This window comes from Falsiruegeria sp. JB4-1, from assembly GCF_055693495.1.
Map to the genome: position 1 here is coordinate 1,810,632 of NZ_JBVFTZ010000001.1, position 16,230 is coordinate 1,826,861.

General features: G+C 56.6%; 9 protein-coding genes, 2 tRNA genes and 6 pseudogenes. 13 read left to right on the forward strand and 4 right to left on the reverse strand.

Annotated elements, in window-relative coordinates:
- The first annotated feature begins 35 nt into the window (after nt 1-35).
- The 4 genes and pseudogenes from ACZ1HE_RS09310 (at nt 36) to lon (ending at nt 5,433) form a co-directional block, all read left to right on the forward strand.
- A complete protein-coding gene (locus tag ACZ1HE_RS09310; RefSeq protein WP_472620510.1) occupies nt 36-947 on the forward strand; it encodes a nucleoside hydrolase in 912 nt (303 codons plus the stop codon).
- A 78-nt stretch (nt 948-1,025) separates the two neighbouring features.
- Nucleotides 1,026-2,155: pseudogene (tgt, locus tag ACZ1HE_RS09315) on the forward strand (tRNA guanosine(34) transglycosylase Tgt).
- A gap of 173 nt (nt 2,156-2,328) precedes the next feature.
- The gene (locus tag ACZ1HE_RS09320) at nt 2,329-2,748 is read left to right on the forward strand and encodes a DUF6636 domain-containing protein (protein WP_472620511.1); all 420 of its coding nucleotides are present in this window, start codon (nt 2,329-2,331) and stop codon (nt 2,746-2,748) included.
- Nucleotides 2,749-3,020: 272 nt separating this feature from the next.
- A pseudogene (gene lon / locus ACZ1HE_RS09325) lies at nt 3,021-5,433 on the forward strand (endopeptidase La).
- A gap of 124 nt (nt 5,434-5,557) precedes the next feature.
- Here lon and ACZ1HE_RS09330 read toward each other — a convergent pair.
- Nucleotides 5,558-6,263, reverse strand: a pseudogene (locus tag ACZ1HE_RS09330) (SDR family oxidoreductase).
- 99 nt (nt 6,264-6,362) lie between these two features.
- Between ACZ1HE_RS09330 and ACZ1HE_RS09335 the strand changes: the two are divergent.
- The 9 genes and pseudogenes from ACZ1HE_RS09335 (at nt 6,363) to ACZ1HE_RS09375 (ending at nt 12,487) form a co-directional block, all read left to right on the forward strand.
- Nucleotides 6,363-7,250, forward strand: coding sequence for a LysR substrate-binding domain-containing protein (locus tag ACZ1HE_RS09335; RefSeq protein WP_472620512.1), 888 nt, complete (start codon nt 6,363-6,365; stop codon nt 7,248-7,250).
- 247 nt (nt 7,251-7,497) lie between these two features.
- Nucleotides 7,498-7,872: a hypothetical protein gene (locus ACZ1HE_RS09340; RefSeq protein ID WP_472620513.1), complete on the forward strand. Its 375-nt coding sequence runs from the start codon at nt 7,498-7,500 to the stop codon at nt 7,870-7,872.
- A 116-nt stretch (nt 7,873-7,988) separates the two neighbouring features.
- Nucleotides 7,989-8,063: transfer RNA gene (locus ACZ1HE_RS09345), tRNA-Val, on the forward strand.
- A gap of 269 nt (nt 8,064-8,332) precedes the next feature.
- Nucleotides 8,333-9,121 carry a class I SAM-dependent methyltransferase gene (locus tag ACZ1HE_RS09350; RefSeq protein ID WP_472620514.1) on the forward strand — a complete coding sequence of 263 codons (789 nt, stop codon included), beginning with the start codon at nt 8,333-8,335 and terminating at the stop codon, nt 9,119-9,121.
- Between the two features lie 268 nt (nt 9,122-9,389).
- Nucleotides 9,390-10,361 carry a DNA cytosine methyltransferase gene (locus tag ACZ1HE_RS09355; RefSeq protein ID WP_472620515.1) on the forward strand — a complete coding sequence of 324 codons (972 nt, stop codon included), beginning with the start codon at nt 9,390-9,392 and terminating at the stop codon, nt 10,359-10,361.
- A gap of 2 nt (nt 10,362-10,363) precedes the next feature.
- Nucleotides 10,364-11,200 (forward strand): NgoMIV family type II restriction endonuclease, encoded by an 837-nt coding sequence (locus ACZ1HE_RS09360; RefSeq protein WP_472620516.1) that lies wholly within the window; start codon nt 10,364-10,366, stop codon nt 11,198-11,200.
- A gap of 219 nt (nt 11,201-11,419) precedes the next feature.
- Nucleotides 11,420-11,794 (forward strand): annotated as a pseudogene (locus ACZ1HE_RS09365) (AbrB family transcriptional regulator); the annotation flags it as partial.
- A gap of 79 nt (nt 11,795-11,873) precedes the next feature.
- Nucleotides 11,874-12,275, forward strand: a pseudogene (locus ACZ1HE_RS09370) (AbrB family transcriptional regulator); the annotation flags it as partial.
- A gap of 136 nt (nt 12,276-12,411) precedes the next feature.
- Nucleotides 12,412-12,487, forward strand: a tRNA-Val gene (locus ACZ1HE_RS09375).
- A 208-nt stretch (nt 12,488-12,695) separates the two neighbouring features.
- On the opposite strand, the gene ACZ1HE_RS09380 is transcribed toward ACZ1HE_RS09375, so the two are convergent.
- The 3 genes and pseudogenes from ACZ1HE_RS09380 to ACZ1HE_RS09390 form a co-directional block, all read right to left on the reverse strand.
- Nucleotides 12,696-13,415: an outer membrane beta-barrel protein gene (locus ACZ1HE_RS09380; protein ID WP_472620517.1), complete on the reverse strand. Its 720-nt coding sequence runs from the start codon at nt 13,413-13,415 to the stop codon at nt 12,696-12,698.
- Between the two features lie 240 nt (nt 13,416-13,655).
- A pseudogene (locus ACZ1HE_RS09385) lies at nt 13,656-14,802 on the reverse strand (iron-containing alcohol dehydrogenase).
- A gap of 4 nt (nt 14,803-14,806) precedes the next feature.
- A complete protein-coding gene (locus ACZ1HE_RS09390; protein WP_472620518.1) occupies nt 14,807-16,183 on the reverse strand; it encodes an aldehyde dehydrogenase family protein in 1,377 nt (458 codons plus the stop codon).
- Between the last annotated feature and the right edge of the window lie 47 nt (nt 16,184-16,230).

Sequence of the window (16,230 nt, forward strand, 5' to 3'; positions counted from 1 at the left end):
TGGCGCGGCGGTCGAGATCGGCGTAAAGGGCAGGCATGAAACTGATCATTGATACGGATCCGGGCATCGACGATGCCATGGCGATTGCCTATGCCCATGCGGCCCCAGAGATCGAACTCTTGGGGCTGACCACCGTGTTTGGCAACACGCATGTGGCGCAATCCAGCCGGAACGCGCGCTATCTGTTGAACCTGTTGGGGGCCGACCTGCCGGTAGCGACGGGGGCGGCGCTGCCCTATGGCGCGAGCAGCTATGAGCCGTCGGCCTATGTGCACGGGGACGAAGGGTTCGGGGATTTGACGGACATCCCCCAAATTGGCGCGGATCATCCCTTGTCTGCGGCCGAGTATCTGGTGGACATGGCACGTGCGCATCGCGGCGAGCTGTCGGTCTGTGCCATCGGGCCATTGACGAACATTGCCGATGCGATCCAGCTGGACCCTGAGTTCCTGAGCAATCTGGCGCAGTTGGTGATCATGGGTGGGGCGGTGTTTTGCCCGGGCAACATCACCAAACATGCCGAGGCGAATATTTATCACGACGCACGGGCGGCGGCAGAGGTTCTGGGGGCAGAGGGCAACATCGTATTGGTGGGGTTGGATGTGACCCTGCAGACGCTCTACCAAGCGCAGGATTTTGCAGGGCTGGCACAGGCTTCGGCCAAGACGGGCGGGTTCTTGCGCGAAATTTCCCGGTTCTATCTGGAGTTCTATCAGAACGTCGCAGGCGAAGACGGGTGCGGATTGCATGATTCCACCGCTGTTATTGCCTGCACCCATCCGCATCTGTTCGAGATGGTGGAAACAGGCGTGCGGGTCGAGCTTATTGGTGAAGCGGTAGGGGCGACGCGCGCAGTGAACACCGGATCCAGAGTGCGGGTGTGCCGGGGCATTGATGGCAAGGCTGTTGTGAACCTGTTTACAGGGCAGGTAGCCAGCCTGCCTTGACGGCTTGCATTGGTTAGGACGATGGGGCAAACCCTGCAGGCTGAGCGTATCTGCCTGCAAGAGCCCCAAGGACGTAACATGACCGAGCGTTTTTCATTCGATTTGAAGGCCACAGATGGCAAGGCCCGGACCGGCGTGATCAACACGCCGCGCGGCGAAATCCGTACGCCTGCTTTCATGCCGGTGGGCACGGCCGCGACGGTCAAGGCGATGATGCCCGAGAGTGTGCGCGCAACCGGGGCGGATATTCTGCTGGGCAATACCTATCACCTGATGCTGCGTCCTACGGCGGAGCGCATTGACCGCCTTGGTGGCTTGCATAAGTTCATGAACTGGGAGCGGCCGATCCTGACGGACTCGGGTGGGTTTCAGGTGATGTCGCTGGCGGGGCTGCGCAAGCTGACCGAAAAAGGCGTGACCTTCAAGAGCCACATTGATGGCTCCAAGCATGAACTGACGCCGGAACGCTCGATGGAGATCCAGAAGCTTTTGGGCAGTGACATCGTGATGTGTTTTGACGAATGCCCCGCGCTGCCCGCAGATCGGGACCGGATTGCGGAAAGCATGCGCTTGTCGATGCGCTGGGCGGAGCGGTCGAAGGAAGCATTCGGCGATCGGCCGGGGCATGCGCTGTTTGGGATCATGCAGGGGGACTTGAACCTGATCTGCGTGAGGAGAGCGCCGAGGCGCTTAAGACGGTTGGTTTTGATGGCTATGCGGTTGGCGGTCTGGCTGTGGGTGAAGGGCAGGAGGCAATGTTTGATTGCCTGGATTATGCGCCCGGATACCTGCCTGAGGACAAGCCGCGCTATTTGATGGGCGTGGGCAAACCCGATGACATCGTGGGCGCTGTTGCGCGTGGCATCGATATGATGGACTGCGTGTTGCCGTCGCGCTCGGGGCGGACAGGGCAGGTGTTTACCCGCCACGGTGTGGTGAATATCAAAAACGCGCGCCACGCGGACGATCCGCGCCCGCTTGATGAGGCATGCAGCTGCCCCGCGTGTTCGAATTATTCACGCGCCTATCTGCATCATGTGTACCGCTCGAACGAGATGATCTCGGGGATGCTGCTGACCTGGCACAACCTGCATTATTTTCAGGAGATCATGGCCGGAATGCGCGACGCGATTGGGGCCGGTATGTTTGAGGCCTGGCAGGCTGAGTTCCATGCGCAGCGGGCGCAAGGGGATATCGAGCCGATCTGATTTTGGAGCTTTGTCCCGGCGCTTGGGCTTGCGGGTGCATTTTTGGATAACCTTTGGCCGAACTGAGTGAGAATCTGCATTTTCGGTGCAGTGAAACGCCCCCAGGATGACAGGTTGGGTGCTTCGTGATACCTTTGATTTCATAGCTTATTGTTATTGGAAGGGGGATTTCGATGTTGCGGCGCGTAGGTTTGATCGCTGTTTTGAATTTGGGTTTTGGTGCTGCCGAAAGCATCGCGGATATTTGGACTTTTGAAACGCCGTCTGAGAACATTCAATGTTCAGTAGGACAGGAAGCCAACTTTGCAGACATTTATTGCACGATCATCGAGCACCGCAGCGCACCAGCGCAACCCAGACCGCAAAACTGCAATTCTGGGTGGGGTCACAGTTTTTCAATGAATGACAGAGGGCGTGTTTTGATGCTGTGTGGCCCGGTGGATCGAAATCGGGATGGGTATTCACGTGCGGAGTACGGACAGACCGGAGAATTCGGCGATATCACATGTCATTCCTCTCGCAAGGGGTTGGAATGCTGGAACCTGGATGGGCACGGATTTTTCCTATCACGCGCGGTTCAGCGCGTATATTGAAACCAGTCGGCGGTGCGCCGCTCGTGCAAACACGTCGCCCCGCCCGCCGTCCCGCACAACGTTCCGATTGCGATGCGATCATTGAAAATTCACCATTGCAGGATTCCTGCCTTGCAGCCCGTTCCGCGGCAGGTCATTGTCTTGGTCACGAATTGAACCGTGAGGTTGAAATGGGGGGCAGGTTGCCCCACCTATTCAGTCCATGACCGGAGATGGCCGAGTGTTGCCTGCAACAGGGACCGGTGCCGTCTTGCCAACGATAAGGAAAGAGCATGCAAGAGCCTCTCAACTCCTCATACCCCGTTCTGCCGCTGCGCGACATTGTCGTGTTCCCGCATATGATCGTGCCCCTGTTTGTGGGTCGCGAGAAGTCGGTGCGCGCGCTGGAAGAGGTGATGCAGGATGACAAGCAGATCCTGCTGTCGAGCCAGATCGACCCGTCGGTCGATGAGCCGGACACGGACGGAATTTTCAAGGCCGGCGTGCTGGCCAATGTGCTGCAGCTGCTGAAACTGCCCGATGGCACCGTCAAGGTGCTGGTCGAAGGGCAGGCACGGGTGCGGATCACCGAATTTCTGGAAAACGATAACTTCTTCGAGGCGCGTGCCGAATATCTGACCGAGATGCCGGGTGACGTGACCACCACCGAGGCTCTGTTGCGCTCGGTCGGTGATGAGTTCGAGCGCTATGCCAAAGTGCGCAAGAACATCCCCGAAGAGGCGCTGGCGGCTGTGGGTGAAGCCACTGAACCGGCGAAACTGGCCGATCTGGTGTCGGGCCACCTGGGCCTGGAGGTCGAGCAGAAGCAGGAACTGCTGGAAACGCTGTCGGTCAGCGAGCGGCTGGAGAAGGTCTATGGCCTGATGCAGGGCGAGATGAGCGTTCTGCAGGTCGAGAAAAAGATCAAAACCCGCGTCAAATCCCAGATGGAGAAGACGCAGCGTGAATATTACCTGAATGAGCAGATGAAGGCCATTCAGAAGGAGCTGGGTGATGGCGAGGACGGCGGCAACGAGGTTGCCGAGCTGGAAGCCAAGATCGCCGAGACCAAGCTGAGCAAAGAGGCCCGTGAAAAGGCCGATGCCGAGCTGAAAAAGCTCAAGAACATGTCGCCCATGTCGGCCGAGGCCACCGTGGTGCGCAACTATCTGGACTGGATGCTGTCGATCCCGTGGGGCACCAAATCCCGCGTCAAGAAAGACCTGGGCCGCGCTCAAGAGATCCTGGATGCGGATCACTATGGTCTTGAGAAGGTCAAAGAACGCATTGTCGAATATCTGGCCGTGCAACAGCGCTCGAAGAAGCTCAAGGGGCCGATCCTGTGCCTTGTTGGACCTCCGGGTGTTGGTAAAACCTCGCTTGGTAAATCGGTTGCCAAGGCGACCGGCCGTGAGTTCATCCGCATCAGCTTGGGTGGTGTGCGCGACGAAAGCGAGATCTCGCGGTCACCGCCGGACCTATATTGGTTCGATGCCGGGCAAGATCATTCAGGCGCTGAAGAAGGCCAAGACCACGAACCCGCTGATCTTGCTCGATGAGATCGACAAGATGGGGCAGGACTTCCGCGGTGACCCGTCTTCGGCGATGCTGGAGGTGCTGGATCCGGAACAGAACAACACGTTCATGGATCACTATCTTGAGGTCGAATATGACCTGTCGAACGTGATGTTCCTGACCACATCCAACAGCTACAACATGCCCGGGCCGCTTCTGGACCGGATGGAGATCATTCCACTGTCGGGTTACACCGAGGACGAAAAACGCGAGATCGCCAAGCAGCATCTGATCGAAAAGCAGGTCAAGAACCACGGTCTTAAGGCCAAGGAATTTGAACTGACCGACGAGGCGCTGACAGAGATCATCCGCACCTATACCCGCGAGGCGGGCGTGCGGAACCTGGAGCGTGAAATCGCCAAGGTGGCGCGGAAATCGCTGACCAAGATCGTCAAGAAAGAAGCTGAAGAAGTTACTGTAACTAGCGATAATCTCGACGATTTCCTGGGCGTTAAGAAGTATCGCTATGGCTTGGCTGAGAAAGAGGATCAGGTGGGTGTTGTCACTGGTCTGGCCTATACCTCGGTCGGTGGCGAGCTTTTGAGCATCGAGGCGCTGCGCCTGCCGGGCAAAGGTCGGATGAAAACCACCGGCAAACTGGGCGACGTGATGAAGGAGTCGATCGAGGCGGCTTCATCCTATGTGCGTTCAATCAGCCCGCAGATCGGGGTAAAACCGCCGCAGTTCGACAAACTGGACATCCACGTGCACGTGCCCGATGGCGCCACGCCAAAAGACGGCCCAAGCGCGGGTCTGGCCATGGTTACGGCCATAGTCTCGGTTCTGACGGGATTGCCGGTGCGCAAGGACATCGCCATGACAGGCGAAGTGACTTTGCGCGGCAACGCGAGTGCTATTGGTGGTCTCAAGGAAAAGCTGTTGGCTGCTCTCCGTGGTGGCGTCACAACGGTTCTGATTCCAGAGGAGAACGAAAAGGATCTGCCAGAGATCCCGGACAATGTGAAAGAAGGGCTGAAAATCATCCCGGTTTCACATGTTTCAGAAGTTCTTAAGCATGCGCTTGTCGGTGAGCCGGAGCCCATTGAATGGGACGAGGCTGCCGAGGAAGAAGCCGCTGCAGCCAAAGCCGCGATTTCCGGTGGGGAAGGACCCGCTGCAACCGCGCACTAAGCAGGCGAACAATTTTAGTCAAAAACAGGCAGGGTCAGAATTGACCCTGCCTGTTTTTTTGGGGACTTGTGATCCTGTTTCAGTGGGGCACAGTTTCTTGCCCCGTTCGACACGAAAGCGGTCGTCAGACGGCGCGTGTCAGACCTCCGTCGATACGCAAGTTTTGACCGGTCATGTATCCGCCATCTTCGGAGGCCAACCAAGACACCAAAGAAGAGACTTCGTGAGCGTAACCGTAGCGTCCCATTGGGATCCGGGCCTTGCGGTCGGTGGTTTCAGGCAGGCTGTCGATAAAGCCGGGCAGTATGTTGTTCATGCGGATGTTGTCCGGTGCATACTTGTCCGAGTAGAGCTTGGTAAATGCCGCCAGCCCGGCCCTGAAGACGCCTGATGTTGGAAAGAGCGGGTCAGGTTCAAATGCCGCAAATGTCGAGATGTTGACAATTGTTCCGCCACCCTGCGCTTGCATCACGGGCGTGATGAGCCTTGTCGGGCGGATCACATTCATCAGGTAAACTTCCATACCCTGATGCCAATCCTCGTCGCTGATTTCGAGAACTGGACCTTTTGGCCCGTGGCCTGCTGAGTTCACCAACACATCTACACGGCCCCAACGCTCCTTTGCCCCTTCGATCAGCGCGGTCAGGGCTTCGCTGTCAAGATTGGAGCCTGTGACGCCAAAGCCTCCAAGTTCAGTACCAAGCGCCTCACCTTTGCCGGAAGACGAGAGCACCCCGACTTTGAACCCATCTTTCGCCAGTTTGCGTGCTGCATCTGCGCCCATACCACTGCCGCGCGACTGTGATTAGCGCTACTTTTTCTACTGTCATAGTGGAGCCTCCTTCTGTGATTTCTAACGGTATCGCACAATTATCTATCGGTTCAGAGCGAGAATTGATGTTTTCAGGCAGTAGGAATACTATTGCAAAATGATCAATCTTCCTCCTCTCAACGGTCTGCGTGCTTTTGATGCAGCAGGCCGTCGCCTCAGCTTCCGCGCGGCCGCAGATGAGTTAGGCGTCACGCAAGGGGCCGTCGCTCAACAAGTGCGCCACCTGGAAACGCATCTAAATGTAACCTTGTTTGAACGTGTGCCGAAGGGCTTGGTCTTCACATCAGCAGGGCGGAGCTATCACAGCCGGATAGAGGGGGTGTTCGCCGACATTCGATCCGCAACCGCCGAGTTGAAGCCAGAACCAAACAAGGTCTTGATCAGCGTCACCCCAACCTTTGCTGCGAAATGGTTAATCCCCAATCTGCCAGACTTCGCGGCAGCTCATCCGAATATCGATTTGCGGATTGTGGCGACGGAAAAAGTGTCAAGCTTTCATAGCGACGGAATAGACCTCGCGGTACGCCAGGGATCGCCGCCCTTTGGTGCGTCGCTGGAAGTGACGCGGCTGTTTAAGCAAACGCTGATCCCGGTCGCCTCATCGACGTTGGTTGGCCACGGAAGCCACCCACTGGATCCAGACGCCCTATCCAGACAGCCGAAAATCCATGATGCCCATGATCTTTGGCCAAGTTATCTTGCGTATTTGGGCGTGCCAGACCAGTCAACTCGAAGTCTTCGCCTTAGCCAGACATCGTTAGCAGTCGACGCTGCCATAGCAGGGCAGGGTGTGGCGTTGGTCAGTCGGTTTTTGGTGGATCATGATCTTGAAGCTGGTCGTTTGGTTGAAGTGGGTGAGATGTGGGAACCAGATGGAAACGACTTTTATGCTCTCAGCCCCCGTACCGCAAAGAACAATGGTCCGGTGTTCGAGGTCATGACGTGGCTTAAGGCGCGCTCTGCTGTAGATACCAGTCTGCCTTGAATTCAAGCGGTCAGTGAGGTCATCAAGAAGACCTGCAGCTTTTGTCCGCGTAGCCGAATTCCAAAGTCATTTCCCTTTCTTGCTGGCTAGTCGTTGTAAAGCCAAACCGGGTTCTTTCAGCCTAATTACAACGCAATCTGGGGCCGATATGTGACGGATTGGAAACTTTTGGCGGTGTTTTCTGGTTTCAAAGGGTTTTTGTCGCTAAGGTGGAAACAGATAACAATAAGCAGGTATGAGGCACCCCATGGCAAAGAGCACCACAACCACGCCGCGCAAGACGCCCACGCGCCGTACCACGACTAAGACTGCACCCTCCAAGACCGCGACTGCAAAAACAGCTGCGCCCAAAACCACAGAGGCCAAGTCGGCATCTGCTGCAAAGGCTGAACTGCCCAAGGTTGTCAAACCTGCCGCGGCGGATGTGGTGGTGCCGTCGAACGACGGACCCGAGCTGAAAAAGCGTGAATTGATCGACCTTGTTGTGGATCGGGCCGGGGTCAAGAAAAAGGACGCCAAGCTTAGCCATCGAAGCGGCGCTGGCAATTCTGGGAGAGGCCATCGCTTCAGGTCGGGAACTGAACCTCCAACCCTTGGGAAAACTCCGTATCAACCGGACTGAAGACAAGGGCAATGGGCGTGTCATTGTATGTAAACTGCGCCAGAGCGTGTCGACCGGCCCATCAGATAAAGAACCTCTTGCGGAGGCTGCGGAGTAACTGTAATACCCCGCGTCATGGGTGATTAGCTCAGTGGTAGAGCGCTTCGTTCACATCGAAGATGTCAGGAGTTCAAATCTCTTATCACCCACCATTTTCCGATTTTTGAAGGGCGTTTGGCATTAGTTCCAAATTCGTCAAAACGCGCCAGAAATTGTCGGTGCGGTGATGGTCTAGTGGCCGCTGTGCGGACTTTTCGGACCTTCAAGATACTCGTACCAATGACCGCTTAAGAAAAGCCCCGTACAAACTAGAGTGGAACAAGAAAAAGTATCAACCATAAATCTTGGGCACAGCCGTGTCGTTCGTGATAGACCACCTTATCGCGAGAGCTTAGCGGCATTTTGATTGAGGGAGATCGAATTGGATAAGTTTCGTTTGACGCACGCTGCGGCGCAAAAATATGACGATCACAGTGTGCCTGCGATGTTTGGTCCTTTGGCGCGTGCCACGTTAGATAAAACTCCCTTGCCAGCGGGTGCCCATATCATTGATGTAGCATGTGGTACCGGTGCCTTAACACGCGAGATCGCCTCTCGCTTAAAAGGGAATGGTCGCATTGTCGGCGCAGATTTGAATGAGACAATGACTGAGTTGGCGGCGCAGCGACATCCATCTGATGCCCACGAGGCGACTTATGTTGCTTCTGACGTCCGCGAACTTCCATTTGAGGATGCAGTTTTCGACCTAGCATTTTGTCAGCAAGGCTTACAGTTTTTCCCCGAAAAAGCAGCAGCATTGACTGAAATCCGACGCGTTCTCAAGCAAGGGGGAGAGCTGAAACTTACATGCTGGAGTGCGATTTCTCCTTTCAATGGAGCACTGTCTGAAGCTTTGAGCGACCATGTTGGTGAAGCGGCATCAACAAAAGCCAAAGCTCCTTTTTCCTTTCGAGACGGCAATGTAATACGCGCGCTTTTGGAGGGTTCCAGCTTCACAATTGAAGCCCAACAAAGCATCGTACTTGAACGTCGGTTTGATAACCTTTTCGAACAGATAATGGCATTGCCGATCGAGAAAGATTTAAGCGAAGCTGGAGAAGTTGTCACGAATGCTGTCGTCAATGACGTGGCCTCAAAACTTGAAAAGTATAGAGTGGGCGAAGCCTTTGTAGTGCCGCAAGAGGCCCATTTGTTTGAAGCACGAACCTAATTTGCATCTTTAGTAGTAGTGATGAATGCCATGCACGATCCGGACCTTCGCTGCGCCAATGCAATACTATCACTTTGGGCTCATAGCGGATATTGACTGTTTGGCTCGGAAGGTGTTTCGGCTGTCATTACAATTGCAGTTTCTTTGAGGTGCCAAGCGTCAATTGCGTCTTGGTGCGTCTCTTAATTCCACTCACGACCCGGCCCTGGTGTTGACATTTTGTTCTCTATCTCGCGATAGTCGGTAAAAACCAAATCGGGGGCATCTTATGCAGGGGAAACTGACATCGCTGGAGCTGTGCGCGGGCGCCGGTGGTCAAGCCCTTGGCATTGAGCGGGCGGGATTTGAGCACGAGGCAATGGTCGAGGTCGACAAATGGTGTCGCCAGACCTTGTCGTTGAACCGTCCCCAGTGGAATGTCATCGAAGGCGATGAGGCCGATCTGACCAATTTTGATGCACGCCCTTTCGCCGGAGTTGATCTGGTCGCCGGAGGGGTGCCTTGCCCACCATTTTCCAAGGCGGGTAAACAGTTGGGTGCAGCAGACGAGCGGGATCTGTTTCCCGAGGCCGTGCGTGTCGTGGACGAGGTGCGGCCCAAAGCCGTGATGCTCGAAAACGTGCGCGGTTTCATGGATGCGGTGTTTCACGACTACCGGCAAAAGCTGAAGTCACAACTCAAGAAAATGGGGTACGGCCTCGTTGAGTGGCACCTGTACAATGCCAGTGATTTCGGCGTGTCACAGCTGCGGCCTCGTGTGGTCATCGTTGCCGTGCGAAACGAATACATGGATAAATTTGAGTGGCCCCAGGGCGGAGACATGCATCCCCCCAGTGTTGGGGCACTGCTTCATGATCTGATGGGCGCGCGTGGCTGGAGCGGAGTGGATGCCTGGCGTGACGGGGCAGACGAAATTGCACCGACCATTGTTGGCGGGTCCAAGAAACACGGGGGGCCCGATCTGGGACCCACACGCGCTCGCCGCGCCTGGGAAGCCTTGGGTGTCAACGGCAAGTCCATTGCCGAAGAAGCGCCTGATCCCGACTTCGAAGGGATGCCCCGTTTGACCGTGCGCATGGTTGCCCGCATTCAGGGTTTTCCTGATGACTGGCAGTTTGCCGGGCGCAAAACCAACGCTTACCGGCAGGTTGGTAACGCGTTTCCTCCGCCCGTCGCCGAGGCTGTGGCCCGCAATCTGAAGGCGGCTATCACGGCAAGGCGACTATACGCGGTGGCGTGAGCATGACGTGGTTGCGCGCCGCACGGGCGAGGTTTCATGCCAAGTGCCTGGCGGGACCGATCACGCAAACACGCGGTGTGCCATCGATCGCTGACGTGTCCAACCGGACAAGCCGCGAGATCGCGAGCGCCTTGGTCGACAAGATCGGACCGCCGGTGAACCAAGAGGAAAAGCCCGCTGGACAGACGTCGGGCAGTCTTTTTGAAGGGGCTTGTCAGGAGTTCCTTGCCGAGTGCTTTGTGCAGTTCCAGCATCTGCGCCCGGGGCGGTTTTCGGTCGAACGAGGACAGCCTATATCGCGTTACGCTCAATATGCTCATCTAGACGAGTTGCGCAGCTTGGCAGATGCCAGCAGGGCGCTCAAAACCCATCTTGGGACCGACTATCTGATTAAGCCCGATGTCGTTGTGGTACGCGCTGCCGAGACCGACGCGGTGATCAACCTGCACAGTGATCTGGTGGGTGAAGATGTCGCCGAAAACTCTAGTCTACGACAGGCCAACGGTGCACTGGCGACGTTGCATGCTTCGGTCAGTTGCAAACTGACGATCCGGTCTGATCGGGTGCAGAATACCAGATCAGAGGCACTAAATCTGATCCGAAATCGAAAGGGGCGTTTGCCGCACATTGTTGCTGTGACCGCCGAGCCATTGCCGTCGCGGATTGCGGCCATTGCTCTGGGAACCGGGGATATGGATTGTGTCTATCATTTTGCGCTTTCTGAATTGGTCCAGACCTTGCGGGATCAGCAACGTGATGCGTTGGAACTCGTCGAAACCATGATCGAGGGGCAGCGTTTACGTGACATTGCTGATCTTCCGCTGGACCTTATGATTTAGGCTTTGGCTTAGCAAAACCTGACAAGATTGCTGCGTTGATGTAGGGCCTTGCTTTGCCTTCGACTATTCCGGTTCAATGCAATCAGGTTTATTGCCAACAAAAGATAGTTTGGAGCCAACATGTCCTTGCTGCCCCGTGTGGCGACATTTCTAATTGCGGCCATAGGGGCAGGGGTTTTCTGGTTTCTGCAATTCCCTCTGCCGTTTCTGTTCGGGCCGATGTGCGCCTGCCTCGTGGCTGCTCTGGCCGGGGTTCGATTGCAGGGCGTCGGTGTGATTTCAGCAAGTGCGCGTACCGTTCTGGGGCTTGCGGTTGGCAGTGCGATCACCGTTGAGCTGGCCCTGGCTCTTCCAGACATGGCCATCACACTGCTCCTGATGGCTGTATATGTTGTGTTGATCGCGGTGATCGGCGTGCCGTTTTTCACGCGGGTGTGCGGGTTTGACCGCGTCACGGCCTATTTCAGCGCGATGCCAGGCGGATTGCAGGATATGATCCTGTTTGGTCAGGAAGCGGGGGGCGATGTCAGGGCTCTGTCATTGATACACACAACACGTGTGTTGGTGATCGTGATCATAGCGCCGCTGATGCTGACCGAATATTACGGTGTTTCGTTGAACAATCCGGTTGGTGCGCCCACCAGCTCGATTCCTGTTGGCGCAGTTGCTGTTGATGGTGGCGGCTGCCTTGGTCGGCTGGAAAGGTGGCGAACGGATCGGATTGTTCGGAGCCGCGATTCTTGGGCCACTGATTGTCAGTGCCTTCTTGTCCCTCATTGGTGTGTTGCAGTTCCGTCCGCCCGCCGAAGCAATCTTTGCTGCGCAATTCGTGATCGGCATGGGGCTGGGAGTGTCCTATTCAGGGATCACTGGATCTGAGTTGAGGCATGATGTTCTGTCGGGTGTTGCATTTGTTGTCCTGCTGGCAGTCATGGCGATGGCGATTACGCAAGCTGTCGTTTCTCTGGGACTAGCAGACCCGGTCGAGGCCTTCCTGGCGTTTTCGCCTGGTGGGCAAGCTGAAATGACGGTTCTGGCTTTGGTGGTCGGAGCCGATCTGGGATTTGTTGTTATTCACCATCTTGTGCGGATGCTGGTCGTCATTACGGGGGCACCAATCGCGGCCCGGATGTTTGTTCCCAAAAAGATTAAAGAAAAGACTGTATTTGCCTCTTGCGTCTGCCTGACAGCTTGGGTAAATCCGCCCTCACGGGTGATTAGCTCAGTTGGTAGAGCGCTTCGTTTACACCGAAGATGTCGGGAGTTCGAGTCTCTCATCACCCACCATCCCCTTTGTCTGCCGAATTCAGTCTGCACAGCCGAAATGGCCAAAGAAACGTGCGGTTTGGCAATACGCCAAGGGCAGCGCGCATTCTTTCAAATGGTGGGGGTTTTCGTGGAAACTTGGACTCGACCTGAGCCCATGGTGCCTTTGCAAAATGCACCGGTTGGCAAGGAAGTCGGCGCCATTTGCAACGCCGACTCCGCGTTTGGCTTAGAGGCCAGGCAATTTGTCCAGAAGACCGCGACGGCCAAAGGTTGTACCGCGTTTGGCACCCAGATTGTACCGCAAGCCAATACCGACAAAGGCCTCGGTTGCTCCTAGGTTACCGGCGTTGGCATTAAAGCCGCCTGCTTCCGCATAGAAAGCGCCGCCTTGGCCAAAGTCATAATCGGCACCGATGCTGTAACGTGTTGCGTCCACACCATTGCGGGCGTCAACGTAATCGATGGACGCCTTGAGGCGAACTTCCTCGGTCAAATTACCACGAACCTGGACGCCGAGCAGGCTGCCATTGCCGTTAGCCCCATTGCCCGGATCTGCGATCGCGGCATAGCCTTCAAGCTCCACACGGCCGGCTTCATGCCCAACTTCGAGACCGTAGAAGTTCATGTCTAGGTTGTCTATGTTGTCGCGCCCGGCAAATACACCCAAGGACGTGAAATCGCCTACATGAAAGTTGCCGTGAAGGGTTAGGTTCACACCAGTTTCATCAACGGCATTCAAGCTGTGGAACCCCAGATCACCCTGCAAGGCGAATGTACGGGTAAATGCCACTTCGGCCGAGCCGGTGAGGGATCGCTTGGATACGCTTGTGTTGTCAGTAAAGGCAGAATAGCCAAGATCAACATAGCCACCGGTCAATTCAGCGGCAGATGCGGCCTGCGCAAGCAATGTGGTCAGCCCAAGGGCTGCCAAAGTAGTTTTTTTCATGGACCTGCTCCAATATTTTGCTTTGCTTTTTGGTGCGTTAGCGCACTTTTTAGTTCCAGCTATCATAACGAGCCGTTGGCCGTATAGATCGGATTGGAAATTCATCGACTTGTTGCTGGGGGATCACACCGGCGTTGGCTGAAGGACGTCTGGTGTCATTTGATTGAAAAAACGGCCTCAATCGCCGTCGATTGAGGCCGTGTTACTTGGCAATGCGCTCTTAGCGCCGAAGCGGGTGCTTCAAAGAATTGCTTCAAACAAAGCGCGGGTATTGCTCTGTGTCATCTCGATCGGATTGCCCCCTGTAGAAGGGTCGTTGAGCGCGTCGCGCACCAAAACGTCCAGATCAGGATTGATGACACCCAATTCAGTGAGCGTCTTGGGAATGCCAAGGCTCTCGTTAAGGTTGTCAACGTAGGCAGCAAACCCATCGAACCCACCTTCGATGCCAAGATAGGCTGCGGCTTGGGTCAAAACGCCCTCGGCGGCAGGGCGGTTGAATTTCAGAACGGCGGGCATGCAGACGGCGTTGGTGGTGCCGTGATGGGTGTGATGATGCGCTCCGATGGGATGAGACATGGCGTGAATGGCGCCCAGACCTTTTTGGAACGCGGTTGCGCCCATGGCTGCGGCGGACATCATATGCGCGCGCGCCTCCAGGTCAGAGCCATCGGCATAGGCGCGCGGCAGATACTCTTTGACCAAGCGCATGCCTTCCAAAGCCATGCCTTGAGACATCGGGTGGTAATGCGGCGAGCAGAAGGCCTCGACACAATGGGCAAAAGCATCCAGCCCGGTGCCTGCGGTGATGAATTTCGGCATGCCCACGGTTAGTTCCGGGTCGCAGATCACCACCTTGGGCAGCATAAGCGGGTGGAAGATGATCTTTTTCTCGTGGGTGACCGAGTTGGTGATGACACCAGCGCGACCTACTTCTGATCCGGTACCAGCGGTGGTGGGTACGGCCACGATGGGGTGGATGCCTGCAGGGTCGGCGCGGGTCCACCAGTCGCCGACATCCTCAAAGTCCCACAAGGGGCGGGTCTGACCGGCCATGAACGCCAGTGGTCTTGCCCAGATCGAGGCCAGAGCCGCCGCCAAAGGCGATCACCCCGTCAAAGCCACCCTCGCGGTACCTTGCCAGCCCGGCCTCGACGTTCTTTTCGTTCGGGTTCGGGTCAACGTCCGAAAAGATCGCGCGACCCAGGCCAGCCGCCTCGAGCAGGTCCAGCGTGTCTTGCGTGATCGGCAGATCAGCCAGGCCTTTGTCGGTCACCAACAGGGGTTTGGTGATGCCAGCCGCCGCGCAGGCGTCAGCGATTTCGGAAATGCGTCCTGCGCCAAAGCGCATCGCGGTGGGATAGGACCAGTTGCCAACAAGTTTCATCAGTTCAGGCCTTTTTCAGGTGGTAGGATTTGGGGCGCGTCAGAGCATGAAAGCCCAGGACGGACAAGCCTGCACCGCGCCCGGTGTCTTTGCATCCGGTCCAGCAGAGCGCCGGATCCAGATAGTCGCAACGGTTCATGAAGACGGTGCCGGTTTCCAACTGCGCGCCGATCTCGTCGGCCTTGTCGGTATCGGCGGTCCAGATCGAGGCAGTAAGGCCGAACTGGCTGTCGTTCATCAGTTCGATGGCTTCCTCGTCGCTGGTAACTTTCATGATGCCCACAACCGGACCAAAGCTTTCATCGCGCATGACGCGCATGTCGTGGGTCACGTTGGTCAGGATCTGCGGCGTCAGATAGGCGCCGCCATCGTCGGCTTTCATCGTCTCGATGTGAGCCACGGCACCAGCCTCAACAGCCTCGGCAATCTGCGCACGGACCTCTGTGGCAAAGCGCACATGCGCCATCGGACCCATGGTGGTGTCTGCTTCCAACGGGTTGCCCAGCTTGTAGGTCTTGACCAGTGCCACGGCCTTTTCGACGAAAGCGTCATAAAGGCTCTCGTGGACATAGATGCGTTCGATCCCGCAACAGCACTGCCCCGAGTTGAACATCGCCCCGTCGATCAGCGTATCAACGGCAGCGTCCAAATCGGCGTCCGCGCGGACATAGCCTGGGTCTTTGCCACCCAGCTCGGTAGAAACTGAGGTAAAGGTGCCAGCGGCGGCCCGTTCCATCGCCTGACCACCGCGCACCGAGCCGGTGAAGTTCACAAAATTTACATGGCGGTCCGAGATCAGCTCAGCCGTTGTGTCGTGGTTCAGGAACAGGTTCTGGAACACGTCCTGGGGCACACCTGCGGCAAGGAATGCCTCAGCCATCCGCTCACCCACCTGCAGGGTTTGCGCGGCGTGTTTCAACAGCACGGTGTTGCCTGCAATGAGGGCAGGAGCCACGGTGTTGATCGCGGTCATGTAGGGATAGTTCCAAGGTGCCACGACCAGCACGACGCCATGGGCTTCACGCTCGATCTTGCGCAGGAACGCATCGCTGTCTTCGACCACGATGGGCGCAAGCGCGCTTTCGGCGATCTCGGCCATGTGGCTGGCGCGCTCGTTAAAGCCGCCGAACTCGCCGCCATAGCGCACCGGGCGGCCCATCTGATGGGCCAGTTCCACGGCCATGCGGTCGGTCGTCTTGCCGACTTCGGCCACAGCGGCCTGGACCAGAGCAATCCGCTCGGCCAAGGGACGCGCGGCCCACTCTCTTTGCGCGGCCTTGGCGCGGGCTGCGGCAGCCAAAGCTTCCGACGGGCTGGCCAAGGGCCGCTCCAGATACACCGATCCATCAATCGGTGAGATACATTGAACGGTTCCAGTCATCACTGAACTCCAACTAAGGGGCACCAACGTCCCTGACTTCATCTTTT

Coding starts and splice junctions, on each gene's coding strand:
- ACZ1HE_RS09320 (WP_472620511.1), top strand. CDS start 2,329: ATGTTGCGGCGCGTAGGTTTGATCGCTGTTTTGAATTTGGGTTTTGGT.
- ACZ1HE_RS09340 (WP_472620513.1), top strand. CDS start 7,498: ATGGCAAAGAGCACCACAACCACGCCGCGCAAGACGCCCACGCGCCGT.
- ACZ1HE_RS09355 (WP_472620515.1), top strand. CDS start 9,390: ATGCAGGGGAAACTGACATCGCTGGAGCTGTGCGCGGGCGCCGGTGGT.
- ACZ1HE_RS09360 (WP_472620516.1), top strand. CDS start 10,364: ATGACGTGGTTGCGCGCCGCACGGGCGAGGTTTCATGCCAAGTGCCTG.
- ACZ1HE_RS09310 (WP_472620510.1), top strand. CDS start 36: ATGAAACTGATCATTGATACGGATCCGGGCATCGACGATGCCATGGCG.
- ACZ1HE_RS09390 (WP_472620518.1), bottom strand. CDS start 16,183: ATGACTGGAACCGTTCAATGTATCTCACCGATTGATGGATCGGTGTAT.
- ACZ1HE_RS09335 (WP_472620512.1), top strand. CDS start 6,363: ATGATCAATCTTCCTCCTCTCAACGGTCTGCGTGCTTTTGATGCAGCA.
- ACZ1HE_RS09380 (WP_472620517.1), bottom strand. CDS start 13,415: ATGAAAAAAACTACTTTGGCAGCCCTTGGGCTGACCACATTGCTTGCG.